This is a genomic window from Mycobacterium sp. 852013-51886_SCH5428379 (genome assembly GCF_001665575.1).
GTDB lineage: Bacteria > Actinomycetota > Actinomycetes > Mycobacteriales > Mycobacteriaceae > Mycobacterium.
Map to the genome: position 1 here is coordinate 162,716 of NZ_LZSU01000051.1, position 12,839 is coordinate 175,554.

Here is a 12,839-nt window from a genome sequence, read left to right on the forward strand (position 1 = left end):
CGCGAGCGTGCGCAAAATGCCCACTATTCGCGGCGTGTCGCGTGCAGACACGCACGCTCGCGGCGCGGAGGGAGCCGGCATCACACCCGGGAGTATTTGAGGAACAGATAGTCCGCATGCGTGAGCACGTGATTCAGACTCATCGCCGTCGGGGCGGTCAGCGCACCGGCCCCATGCCCGATGTCCTGGACCCCCGCCAGCCGCGGCGCGATCGTCACGCACATCTCATCGATCAGATCGGCAGCGGTGAGCGCGTCGAGCAGCGTCGGACCGCCCTCGCAGAGGATGCGGTGCCTGCCGCGCGCGTGCAATTGATCGACGACCGCAACCACGTCCACGGTGTCATCACCGGCGATCAGGACGTCGCGGCGTTCGTCGTCCTCCAGTCCGTGCTCGCGTGCTGCCCGGGCGCTGGTCACCAGGATGGGACGTTGCGCGGGGTCGGCGAACAGCGATTCGGGCAGTCTGCCCGACTGGCTGACTACCGCGATGGGCGGAAGGACACGGTTCATCGGCATCGCGCTGAGCCGCACCGGGCCGTAGCTTTCGGCGCGGGCGGTCCCGGCCCCGACCAGCACCACGTCGGCGAAGCCGCGGAGCTCGCGCACCAGCGCCTGATCCACCGGATCGGACAGCGGTCCGGCGCGCCCGGTAAAGGCAGCCGCGCCGTCTGCGCTGAAGATCATGTTGGCACGCAGGCCCTTCGGGGCGTCGGCGTAGTACGGCATCAACTCGTCGAGGCCGCCGACGAAGGCGAGTTGCGGACTGCTCATGCGTCGTGTCCCGGTGTCAGATCCCGCACATCGGCGAAGGTTACCCAGTTTCCGAAGTCGTGAGGCGACTCTCCGGCCACCGGATCGAGCAGATGGCCGACGTGGTCGCCGAGGTCGAAGCGGCGGCCGATCGCGCCGACGAACCATGCCCCCGCGTCGTCGAGGATCGGCAGACCCTCCGGGCCGCTGTGCCAGGCGCACCGCGCGAACTTGTCGGTCTCGTCGCCGGTCTCACCGCCGAAGAGGCGGGCCAGCTCGAGCCGGTCCCGGGACACCACGTGCACGGCGAGGTGGGTCGCCGCCTCGGCCACTCGGAACGTCCGGTTGCGCTTGGACAGGCCGACGAGGAAGCGAGGCGGGTCGATGCTCGTCTGGCTGGCGAACCCGACCAGGCATCCGGCCATATCGTCCCCGGCCCGCGTCGTCGCCACGAACATCGGATAGTCCAGGAGGGCGACCAGCGCCTCGAACGACTCGGCCCCGCTTGAATCCGGCATCCGTGCAGTATCGCCGGTCACCGCGCATCCCGGTCGGGTAGGCCTTCACCATTCGCCCCCGCGGAGCCGGGAAGGAGAGGACCATCGGTAGCGGAGGAGCCGCTGATGCGCAGGATGTGGCAGGCGATGGGGGTCTCCGTGGCGATCCCCCTGGGGGCGATCGTCATGGTCGTATCGCCGGTGAAACCGGTGCCGCTGTCGGTGATGTCGGCGCCCGTGGACCTGGCGGCGCAGGCGCTTTACCTGCGCGGCACCAAGATCGGCTACTACACCGATGACGACAACACGTTCGTCGCATTCGCGAATGTCGTGCTCGCGAACACCTTCGGCGGCACCCGCTTGACCGTTGATGACGACGACGATCCGGCCACCGGCGATGAGGTCGAATACGACGGCGACTTCTGGCCGTTCTCCCACGGCGGGTTCGGCGATCTGACCTACGGCGCCTCGGTGGCGGGCGGTCTCGCAAAGTTGGACGCGCGTATCGAAAGGGAACGACGCGGTGATCCCGCCAAAGGGATCGCCCCGAATGACGACACCATCGTCGTGTACGGGTATTCGCAGGGCGCCGTCGTCGTCAGTCAGTACAAGGCGGCTGGTGTCCATCCGGACATCGGGTACGTGTTGCTGTCGAATCCGAGCCGACCGAACGGTGGAATCCTCTCTCGCTTCCAGGGTTTCACCATCCCGGGCCTGGACATCCCGCTGTCGGGTCCGACGCCGACGACGAATGCGGGCTGGGGCGGCGAGGAGATCACCACCTACGATCTGACCCGGCAGTACGACGGATGGTCCGACTTCCCGGTGTATCCCCAGAATGTCCTGGCGAGTCTGAACGCCATCGCCGGCATGGTGTATCTACACGGAAGCTACGAGTACGAGGTGCCGGCCGACGCACTGGCGGAAGGCGCCCCCGACACCGACGTCACGCGGTATGGCGACACCGTGTACTACACGTTCGGCACCGACCTTCTGCCGCTGCTGCGTCCTCTGCAGGATTTGGGGGTGCCGCGTCCGCTGCTGCTGGCGCTGGACGCCCCGCTGCGGGTGATCGTCGAGAAGGGCTACGACCGCGAGAAGCCGCCGGGCGCGATGACGCCGGCGGCTCTGCGTCTCCCAGACCCGATTGGGGGCTTGGCTGACGTTCTGAAGGCGATTCCGGTCGGTATCGACGACGGTCTGGAGGCCTCGGGGATGGGTCGCCCCCTGCGGACGACGTCGGCGGGTATGTACGGGGTCGGTGGGCCAGCGAGGGCGCCGAAGCCGGAAGTCGCGGCGGGCAAGCCCGACGTGCCGTTCCGGGAAGACCGCGAGGCTCGGCGGGCGGCCGAGCGGGAAGTCGAAGCAGATGTGACGCCGCCTGACCAGGACGAATCTCGGCCCAAGCGTGCGAACGCCGGCGTAGAAACGGAGAAGTCGGCCGAGACCACACCCGGGAAAGCGCCCCCGGCAGGGATCGAACCTGCGACCAACCGCTTAGAAGGCGGCTGCTCTATCCGCTGAGCTACGGAGGCAGCGCAGCCACTCTAGCCAATGCACCGTCGACTGCGTGATGGGCGGAGCTGCCGCCCGCGACGGTCCGCCGCTGACACCCGCAACGCAAACGCTGCCCCCGTCACAGGACCGCGGACTAGCGTGTGGGCAGCGGTCACGGCAAGACGAGGAGGACACAGGGTGGCGACGAGCGATGTGCCGGAACTCGACGCGGCGGGGCTTCCGGAGGAGCTCAGCCCATTCGATCAGATCCTGCATCGCGGCGAGGCCAACCCGCGTACCCGCTCCGGCATCCTGACCGTCGAGATCCTCGACACCACGCCTGACTGGGACCGCTTCCGCGACCGCTTCGAGTTCGCCTCCCGTAAGGTGCTGCGACTGCGCCAGAAAGTCGTCATGCCGACGTTGCCGACGGTCGCGTCCCGCTGGGTCGTCGACCCCGACTTCAACCTGGACTTCCACGTCCGCCGCGTACGCGTCCCCGACCCCGGCAACATGCGCCAGCTGATCGATCTCGCCGAGATCGCGCTGCAGTCGCCACTGGACATCAGCCGGCCGCTGTGGACGGCCACCCTGGTCGAGGGGCTCGAAGGCGGCCGAGCCGCCACATTGCTGCACTTCAGCCACGCGGTGACCGACGGCGTCGGCGGTGTGGAGATGTTCGCCAGCGTCTACGACCTCGAGCGGGACCCGCCCAGCCAGCCGGTGCCCCCACTGCCCATCCCGCAGGACCTCTCGCCCAACGATCTGATGCGCCAGGGCATCAACCGGCTCCCGCTGACGCTCTTCGGCGTGGCCCGCGGCGCCGTCGGCGGCGCGGTCGGCGCCCTGGGCCGAGTGGTGCGCGACCCGGTGTCCAGCGTCGGCGGTGTCGTCGACTACGCCCGGTCGAGCGCGCGGGTGATGGGCTCCGTCGGCGAACCGTCCCCGTTGCTGCGCAGACGCAGCCTCTCGACGCGCAGCGAGGCGATCGACATGGCGCTGAGCGACCTGCACAAGGCGGCCAAGGCGGCCGGCGGGTCCATCAACGACGCCTATCTCGCCGGTCTGTGCGGGGCGTTGCGGCTGTACCACGAGGCGCTCGGCGTGCCGGTGGCGCGCCTGCCGATGGCGGTACCGGTGAGTCTGCGCTCGGACGCCGACCCCGCGGGCGGCAACCGCTTCGTCGGCATCAACCTCGCCGCACCGATCGGGGTGACCGACCCCAAGCAGCGCGTCGCGAAGGTGCGGGCCCAGATGACCCGCAAACGCGAAGAGCGTGCGCTCGACATGATCGGCGCGGTCGCGCCGATCGCGAGTCTGCTGCCCGACCAGATCCTGGAGACTATGGCCGGTTCGGTCGTCAACTCCGACGTGCAGGCCAGCAACGTGCCCGTCTACGCGGGCGACACCTACATCGCCGGGGCGAAAGTGCTGCGCCAGTACGGGATCGGGCCGCTGCCCGGGGTTGCCATGATGGTGGTGCTGGTGTCGCGCTCGGGGTACTGCACCGTCACCGCCCGCTACGACCGCGCCTCGATCACCGACCCCGACCTGTTCGCCCGCTGCCTGCTCGACGGTTTCGACGAGGTGCTGGCGCTGGGCGGACCCGGCCGCGCCGCCCCGGCGGCCATTGCCGACCTACCCACCACTTCATCGAATGGGAGTGCGCCGCAATGAGTCCGGACGACGACCGGCAGTCCGATCCCCGCAGCCTCCGGCTGCCCGGATCGGTCGCCGAGATCATGGCCGCCCCTGAGGGGCCCGAGGTCGGCGCCTTCTTCGACCTCGACGGCACCCTGGTGGCGGGCTTCACCGGCGTGATCATGACCCAGGACCGGCTGCGCCGCCGCCAGATGAGCGTCGGCGAGTTCATCGGCATGGTGCAGGCCGGGCTCAACCACCAACTCGGCCGCTCGGAGTTCGAGGACCTCATCGGCAAGGGCGCGCGGATGTTGCGCGGCAGCTCGCTCAGCGACATCGACGAGCTGGCCGAGCGGTTGTTCATGCAGCACGTACGCAACCGGATCTATCCGGAGATGCGGGAACTGGTGCGCGCCCACATGGCCCGCGGACACACCGTGGTGCTCAGTTCGTCGGCGCTGACGGTGCAGGTCGAGCCGGTCGCGAAGTTCCTCGGTATCGAGAACGTGCTGAGCAACAAGTTCGAGACCGACGACGACGGGCTCATCACCGGCGAGGTGCTCCGGCCCATCCTGTGGGGACCCGGTAAGGCGAATGCGGTGCAGGCCTTCGCCGCCCGCAACGGTGTCGACCTGTCGAAGAGTTACTTCTACGCCGACGGTGACGAGGACGTCGCGCTGATGTATCTGGTGGGCAATCCGCGTCCCACCAACCCGGCCGGTAAGTTGGCCGCGGTCGCCGCCAAGCGCGGGTGGCCGGTGCTGCGGTTCACCAGTCGCAGTGGCAGCAGCCCGATTTCGCAGCTGCGGACGGTGGCGGGCGTCGCCTCGCTGATGCCGGTCGCCGCCACCGCGATCGGTCTGGGCGTGCTGACCCGCAATCGGCGCCTCGGTGTCAACTTCTTCACGTCGAACTGGAGCAGGCTGTTACTGGCCACCGCGGGGATCAACCTCAACGTGCTCGGCCAAGAGAACCTGACGGCACAGCGGCCCGCCGTGTTCTTGTTCAACCACCGCAACCAGGCCGACCCACTCATCGCAGGCCGGCTGGTCGAGACCGACTTCACGTCGGTCGGCAAGAAGGAACTCGAGAACGATCCGCTGATCGGCACCATCGGCAAGGTGATGGACGCGGCGTTCATCGACCGCGACGACCCGCAGGCCGCGATCGAGAGCCTGCGCAAGGTGGAAGACCTGGCGCGCAAGGGTATTTCGATCCTCATCGCTCCCGAGGGCACCCGGCTCGACACCTACGAGGTGGGGGAGTTCAAGAAGGGCCCGTTCCGTATCGCCATGGCGGCCGGCATACCGATCGTGCCGATCGTCATCCGCAACGCGGAGGTGGTCGCCGCCCGCGACTCCAGCACGTTCAATCCCGGCACCGTCGACGTGGCGGTGTATCCACCGATCCCGACCGAGGACTGGACCCTCGAGGAACTGCCCGAGCGCATCGAGGAAGTTCGCAAGATCTACCTCGACACCCTCAAGGCCTGGCCGCACGGCACGCTGCCCGAACCCGCGCTGTACAAGGAGGCGCGGGAGAAGAAGGCGCCCCCTGGTAAGACTCCGGCCAAGAGCCCGAGGAAGACGCCCAAGAAGGCCCAGAAGAAGGCCGGGGACACGAAGTCCGCCGCGGAAGGCCGCCCGTGAGAATGCCCGAGGACTACTACGCGAGCTTCAGTACGACCGACGACACCTTGGTGCTGGCTGCCGCCTCGTCACCGGCCGAGGTGAAACTGCTCGACGAATGGCTGGAGGCGCAGCGCCGCCAAAACCCCGGCGCGAAAGTCGATGTGGTGCAGCTACCCGTCGACGACGACCCGTCGCCGACCGTGCTGGCCGCGCTCGTCGAGGAGCTCGAGGCCGACGAGGGCCGTACGGTGGTTCCGGTCCGGGTCTTCTGGGTGCCCGCCGGCCTGCCCACCCGATCCAAGGTGGTGGCTCTGATCTCCGGCCGGGACACCTACCGGCCGCCCGAGATGCTGCAACGGCGCATCCTCAGACGGGACCGGTCGCGGGCGCGCGTGATCGCGGGCGAACCAGCGAAGGTCTCCGAGCTGCGCCAGCAGTGGAGCGAACACACCGTCGCCGAAAACCCCCGGGAATTCGCGCATTTCGTCGTGCGCCGGGCGACCCTGGCGATCGAGCGCGTCGAGTACCGGCTGCTCGGACCCGAATACAAATCACCCCGACTGGTCAAACCCGAGATCCTGGCGTCGAACCGGTTCCGGGCCGGACTCGAGAAGATCCCCGGCGCCACCGTCGAAGAAGCGGGCAAGATGCTCGACGAGCTGGCAACCGGCTGGAGCCGGGTCTCGGTCGATCTGATCCCGAACCTGAGCCGGCTCATCACCCGGCGCGGGTTCGACCCGAACTTCGACTACGACCAGCCCGAGATCGCCCGGCTGCGGCACGATCTCGAGACCCATCCCGCCGTACTGCTGTTCTCACACCGGTCCTATCTCGACGGCGCGGTGGTGCCGGCGGCGATGCAGGAGAACCGGTTGCCACCGGTGCACATGTTCGCCGGTATCAACCTGTCCTTCGGCTTCATGGGCCCGCTGCTGCGGCGATCAGGGGTCATCTTCATCCGCCGCAACGTGACCGGTGACCCGCTGTACAAGTACGTCCTCAAAGAGTATGTCGGCTACGTCGTCGAAAAGCGGTTCAACCTCAGCTGGTCCATCGAGGGCACCCGGTCGCGCACCGGAAAGATGTTGCCGCCCAAGCTCGGGCTGCTCGCCTACGTCGCCGATGCCTACCTGGCCGGGCGCAGCGACGACATCCTGCTGCAGCCGGTGTCGATCAGCTTCGACCAGCTGCACGAGATCGCCGAGTACGCCGCGTATGCGCGCGGCGGCGAGAAGACGCCTGAGGGTCTGAGCTGGCTGTACAACTACATCAAGGCGCAGGGGGAGCGCAGCTACGGCAAGATCTACGTCCGCTTCCCGGAGGCGGTGTCGATGCGTCAGTACCTCGGCGAGCCGGGCGGCCCGATCGCCACCGACGAGGCCGCCAAACGCCTGGCGATGCAGAAGATGGCGTTCGAGGTGGCCTGGCGCATCCTGCAGGTGACCCCGATCAACGCCACCGCACTGGTGTCGACGCTGCTGCTGGCGACCCGCAGGGTGGCACTCACCCTCGAGCAGCTGCACCACCCGCTGCAGGACTCGCTGGACTACCTGATGCGCATGGGTTGGCCGCTGACCAACAGCGCGTTGCGGCTGCGCACCCTCGAAGGCGTGCAGGCCGCCGTCGACGCCCTGTCGAACGGCCATCCGGTCACGCGGGTGGACAGCGGCCGAGAACCGGTGTGGTACATCGCCGCCGAGGACGAGCACCAGGCCGCGTTCTACCGCAACACCCTCATTCACGCATTCCTCGAGACGTCCATCGTCGAACTGGCGCTGGCGTACGCCGCCCGCGCCGACGGTGACCGGCTGGAGGCGTTCTGGACGCAGGCCGCGCGACTGCGTGATCTGCTCAAATTCGACTTCTACTTCGCCGACTCCGCGACGTTCCGCGAACGCCTGGCCCAGGAGATGTCCTGGCACGAGGACTGGGAGTCGCACGTCGCGGCCGGCGGAGAACAGATCGACGCGCTCCTGCGCGCCAAGCGCCCGTTGATCGCGGGTGCGATGCTGCGGCCCTTCTTCGAGGCCTACGAGATCGTCGCCGACGCACTCTGCGATGCGCCCGCGCAGATCGACGAGAAGGACCTGATCGATCGGGCGATGGGCATCGGACGCCAGTATGTGGCTCAGGACCGGGTCCGCAGCGCCGAGTCGGTATCGGCCCTGTTGTTCACCACCGCCCGTCAGGTGGCCGCCGATCAGGGACTGCTCGAGGATTCACCCCAGCTGGGCGCGCGCCGGTCGGCGTTCCATGACGAGCTGCGTGGGGTCCTCGCGGACATGGACAAGGTCGAACGGTATTCGCGCGAGCAGTTCTTCGAACGGGAGAAGCTGCGCCGCGGCCTGACGACGGCGTGAACCGCTCTGCGGTGTGGCGGCGAACACGCCATACGCTGGAGACATGAGCACGGTCGCCGAGAAGGCGCGCACCAGCCGCCGAACCACTCCGGTGTGGCCGGTGCTGTTCGGTGTCGCCGTGCTGGCCGGCGCGACCGCCGCGGGCATCGGGGCACTGTCGCTGGCCGACGCGCTGACCGCGACCGGGTTGCCGAATCCCGGCCCGGTCACCACGTACGGCCTGCCGTTCGTGCGCGCGGCGGGCGAGATCGCCGCCGTCGTCGCCGTCGGGGCGTTCCTGTGCGCGGCCTTCCTGGTGCCGCCGCAGTCCACCGGCGTCCTCGACGCCTCGGGGTACCGGGCGCTGCGGCTGGGCACCGCCGCATCCGCGGTGTGGACCGTCTGCGCGGTCCTCCTCGTGCCGCTGACCGTCTCCGACGTCTCCGGTCAGCCGCTGCGCGACCACCTCGACCCACTGCAGATCTGGTCGATCGCCGGCCTGGTCGACATCGCCGGGGCGTGGCGGTGGACCGCCCTGCTCGCCGCGGTCGTGACGCTGGTCAGCATGCCGGTGCTGCGCTGGGCGTGGACGCCCCCGCTGCTGGCCGGATCGCTCCTGACGCTCATGCCGCTCGCCCTGACCGGCCATTCGTCTTCCGGCGGAGACCACGATCTGGCCACCAACAGCCTGGTCGTCCACCTGGTCGCCGGCGCGCTGTGGGCCGGCGGGCTGCTGGCCCTGCTCGCGCTCACGCTGCGCCGAGGCGCACACGCCGACGTGGCGGCGCGGCGCTTCTCGGCGGTTGCGCTGTGGTGCTTCGTGGCCATGGCGCTCAGTGGCCTGATCAACGCGCTGGTGCGGATCACGCCCGCCGAGCTGGTGCAGACGACGTACGGCCGACTCGTGGTCGCGAAGGTCGTCGCGCTCGTGCTGCTCGGCGCACTGGGCTGGCAGCAGCGCCGCCGCGGGGTGGCCGCGCTGCAGGCCGATCCCGAGGCGCGGGGGCCGCTGATGCGGCTGGCGCTGATGGAGGCCGTGCTGTTCGGCGTGACGTTCGGTGTCGCCGTCGGCCTCGGCCGCACCCCGCCGCCACCGCCCAACCGAGAGCCGAGCCCGGCCGAGGTCGCCGTCGGATACGGATTCGACGGCCCACCGACGGTGTCCCGGCTGATGTTCGACTGGCGATTCGATCTGATCCTGGGCACGGCGGCAATCGTGCTGGCGCTGGTCTACCTGTTCGGGGTGCGGCGGCTGCGGCGCCGGGGCGACGCCTGGCCCGCGGGGCGGACGTTGGCCTGGCTGCTCGGCTGCGCGGCGCTGTTGATCACCACGTCCTCCGGGCTCGGGCGCTACATGCCCGCCATGTTCAGCGTGCACATGGTCGCCCACATGCTGCTGTCCATGCTCGTGCCGGTGCTCCTGGTCCTCGGCGCGCCGGTCACTCTCGCGCTGCGCGCGTTGCCGACCGCTGGACGCGGCCAGCCCCCCGGACCTCGGGAATGGCTGCTGGCCGCCCTGCACTCCCGGGTCTCGAAAGTCCTGACGCACCCGATCGTGGCGCTGGTGCTGTTCGTCGCCGGGTTCTACGGGCTCTACTTCGGCGGCATCTTCGACGCCGCGGTCAACGACCACGCCGCGCACGTGTTGATGAACGTGCACTTCCTGCTCAGCGGCTACCTCTTCTACTGGGTCGTCATCGGCGTCGATCCCACGCCGCGGCCGGTTCCGCAGCTCGCCAAGCTCGGGATCGTGTTCGCCTCGCTGCCGCTGCACGCGTTCTTCGGCGTGGTGCTGATGGGCACCCAGTCGGTGCTCGGTGAGCCGTTCTACCGGTCGCTGCAGCTGCCCTGGCACGACGATCTACTGGCCGATCAGAAACTCGGCGGTGCCATCGCCTGGGCGGCCGGTGAGGTGCCGCTGGTCCTGGTGCTCATCGCGCTGCTCATCCAGTGGCGGCGCAGCGACCAGCGCACTGCCAAGCGGCTGGACCGCGCCGCGGACCGCGACGAGGACGCCGAGCTCAACGCCTACAACGCGATGCTCGCCGAACTCGCGCGCCGCGACGGCGACTGACCCGGGGTTGTCCCCAGCGCCTCGTTCATCCACAGGTGGCCCCTTCTGCCGCGCCGCGGCCCCTCTCCCGTCGGCGCGCTCCGGGTGAATGGAGCCCAGCGGCGCCGTCGAGAAACGGCCGCATCCGAGAAGAGCGAGAGGAAGACACCATGTTCGAGACACCGTTCACCGTCGTCGGCAACATCGTCACCGACCCCGTCCACCGCCGGGTGGGGGACCAGGAGATGGTCCGGTTCCGCGTGGCCAGCAATTCGCGGCGGCGTACCGGCGACGGAACCTGGGAGCCCGGCAACTCGTTGTTCGTCACGGTGACCTGCTGGGGCAGGGTGGTCGCCGGTGCGAGCGCAGCGCTGGTCAAAGGCGATCCCGTCATCGTCGTCGGACACATCCACACCAGCGAGTACGACGACCGCGACGGCAACCGCCGCTCGTCGGTCGAGGTCCGCGCCACCGCCGTCGGACCCGATCTGGCACGGTGCAACGCACGTCTCGATCGACGCCAGCAGGCCGAGCAGCAGGCACCGGGCCAGGCGACGGTCATCGACGACGAAACCCCGTCCGACACCGCTGAGGACGCCGAGGCGCTGCCACTGAGCGCCTAGCGTCAACCGGCCGCGCCTAGGATGGGGCCCGCGGCACGACAAGTACGCATTTGAGAAAGGCAACACCACGGCAATGGCCGAATTCATCTACACGATGCGCAAGGTCCGCAAGGCGCACGGCGACAAGGTCATCCTCGACGACGTCAATCTGAACTTCCTTCCGGGCGCGAAGATCGGCGTGGTCGGCCCCAACGGGGCGGGTAAGTCGAGCGTCCTGCGGATCATGGCCGGCCTGGACCAGCCCAATAACGGCGACGCCTACCTGGCGCCCGGTGCGTCGGTCGGCATCCTCATGCAGGAGCCGAAACTCGACGAGACCAAGACCGTCCGGGAGAACGTCGAGGACGGCGTACCGATCAAGGGCAAGCTCAACCGGTACAACGAGGTCGCCGAGCTGATGGCCACCGACTACTCCGACGAGCTCATGGAGGAGATGGGCGCGCTGCAGGAGGAGCTCGACGCGGCCGACGCATGGGACATCGACTCGCAGCTCGAACAGGCGATGGACGCGCTGCGCTGCCCGCCGCCCGACGAGCCGGTCACCCACCTCTCCGGTGGTGAGAAGCGTCGCGTCGCCCTGTGCAAGCTGCTGCTGAGCAAGCCTGATCTGCTGCTGCTCGACGAGCCGACCAACCACCTCGACGCCGAGAGCGTGCTGTGGCTGGAGAACCACCTCGCCGCCTACAAGGGCGCCATCCTGGCCGTCACCCACGACCGGTACTTCCTCGACAACGTCGCGGAGTGGATCCTCGAGCTCGACCGCGGTCGCGCCTACCCCTACGAGGGCAACTACTCCACCTATCTGGAGAAGAAGGCGGACCGCATCGCGGTGCAGGGCCGCAAGGACGCCAAGCTGCACAAGCGGCTGCAGGAGGAGCTCGCCTGGGTGCGGTCGGGCGCGAAGGCGCGGCAGGCCAAGAACAAGGCCCGCCTCGGCCGCTACGAGGAGATGGTCGCGGAGGCCGAGAAGTCCCGCAAGCTCGACTTCGAGGAGATCCAGATCCCCACCCCGCCCCGGCTGGGCAACGTGGTGGTCGAGGTCGAGCACCTCGACAAGGGCTTCGAGGGGCGCACCCTGATCAAGGACCTCTCGTTCACGCTGCCTCGGAACGGCATCGTCGGCGTGATCGGCCCCAACGGTGTCGGTAAGACGACGCTGTTCAAGACCATCGTCGGTCTCGAACAGCCGGACAGCGGCACCGTGCGGGTCGGCGACACGGTCAAGCTCAGCTACGTCGACCAGAACCGGGCGGGCATCGATCCCAAGAAGAACGTCTGGGAGGTCGTCTCCGACGGCCTGGACTACATCGAGGTCGGCCAGAACGAGATCCCGTCGCGGGCGTACGTGTCGGCGTTCGGCTTCAAGGGACCCGATCAGCAGAAGCCGGCGGGCGTGCTCTCCGGCGGTGAGCGCAACCGGCTCAACCTCGCGCTGACGCTCAAAGAGGGCGGCAACCTGATCCTGCTCGACGAGCCGACCAACGATCTGGACGTGGAGACGCTGTCGTCGCTGGAGAACGCGCTCGAACAGTTCCCGGGCTGCGCGGTGGTCATCTCCCACGACCGGTGGTTCCTCGACCGCACCTGTACGCACATCCTGGCGTGGGAGGGCGACGAGACCAACGAGGCGAAGTGGTTCTGGTTCGAAGGCAACTTCGGGGCCTACGAAGAGAACAAAGTGCAACGACTCGGTGTCGATGCCGCTCGCCCGCACAGGGTCACCCACCGCCGCCTGACGCGCGACTAAGGTCGCTCCTGCCGGCGTCCAACGACGGGCGCCTGCGGGTGTGAGTCAGGAGTGGTCGC

Annotated in this window: 8 protein-coding genes, 1 tRNA gene and 1 pseudogene; 7 read left to right on the forward strand and 3 right to left on the reverse strand. The window is 68.7% G+C overall.

Going from position 1 to position 12,839, the window contains the following annotated elements; translation table 11 throughout:
* Positions 1–80 precede the first annotated feature (80 nt).
* Both A5757_RS20925 and A5757_RS20930 read right to left on the reverse strand, forming a co-directional pair.
* Positions 81–773: a pyrimidine reductase family protein gene (locus A5757_RS20925; RefSeq protein WP_066838170.1), complete on the reverse strand. Its 693-nt coding sequence runs from the start codon at positions 771–773 to the stop codon at positions 81–83.
* Positions 770–1,270 (reverse strand): flavin reductase family protein, encoded by a 501-nt coding sequence (locus tag A5757_RS20930; RefSeq protein WP_066838172.1) that lies wholly within the window; start codon positions 1,268–1,270, stop codon positions 770–772. The genes A5757_RS20925 and A5757_RS20930 overlap by 4 nt, the downstream gene beginning before the upstream one ends.
* A 204-nt stretch (positions 1,271–1,474) precedes the next feature.
* On the opposite strand from A5757_RS20930, the pseudogene A5757_RS24075 reads away from it, so the two are divergent.
* Positions 1,475–2,281, forward strand: a pseudogene (locus A5757_RS24075) (PE-PPE domain-containing protein); the annotation flags it as partial.
* A 430-nt stretch (positions 2,282–2,711) separates the two neighbouring features.
* Here the strand turns inward: A5757_RS24075 and A5757_RS20935 are convergent.
* Positions 2,712–2,784: transfer RNA gene (locus A5757_RS20935), tRNA-Arg, on the reverse strand.
* 160 nt (positions 2,785–2,944) lie between these two features.
* Between A5757_RS20935 and A5757_RS20940 the strand changes: the two genes are divergently transcribed.
* The 6 genes from A5757_RS20940 to ettA all read left to right on the forward strand — a co-directional run bounded on the left by A5757_RS20940 (position 2,945) and on the right by ettA (position 12,780).
* The gene (locus A5757_RS20940) at positions 2,945–4,423 is read left to right on the forward strand and encodes a wax ester/triacylglycerol synthase family O-acyltransferase (protein WP_066838174.1); all 1,479 of its coding nucleotides are present in this window, start codon (positions 2,945–2,947) and stop codon (positions 4,421–4,423) included.
* Positions 4,420–6,036, forward strand: coding sequence for an HAD-IB family hydrolase/lysophospholipid acyltransferase family protein (locus tag A5757_RS20945; RefSeq protein ID WP_066838177.1), 1,617 nt, complete (start codon positions 4,420–4,422; stop codon positions 6,034–6,036). The genes A5757_RS20940 and A5757_RS20945 overlap by 4 nt, the downstream gene beginning before the upstream one ends.
* 2 nt (positions 6,037–6,038) lie before the next feature.
* A complete protein-coding gene (locus A5757_RS20950) occupies positions 6,039–8,378 on the forward strand; it encodes a glycerol-3-phosphate 1-O-acyltransferase (RefSeq protein ID WP_156618638.1) in 2,340 nt (779 codons plus the stop codon).
* Between the two features lie 43 nt (positions 8,379–8,421).
* Positions 8,422–10,431 (forward strand): cytochrome c oxidase assembly protein, encoded by a 2,010-nt coding sequence (locus tag A5757_RS20955; protein ID WP_066838183.1) that lies wholly within the window; start codon positions 8,422–8,424, stop codon positions 10,429–10,431.
* Positions 10,432–10,580: 149 nt separating this feature from the next.
* Positions 10,581–11,033, forward strand: a complete 453-nt coding sequence (ssb, locus tag A5757_RS20960; RefSeq protein WP_066838186.1) for a single-stranded DNA-binding protein — start codon at positions 10,581–10,583, stop codon at positions 11,031–11,033.
* A 73-nt stretch (positions 11,034–11,106) separates the two neighbouring features.
* Positions 11,107–12,780, forward strand: coding sequence for an energy-dependent translational throttle protein EttA (ettA, locus tag A5757_RS20965; RefSeq protein ID WP_066838189.1), 1,674 nt, complete (start codon positions 11,107–11,109; stop codon positions 12,778–12,780).
* Positions 12,781–12,839: the final 59 nt, after the last annotated feature.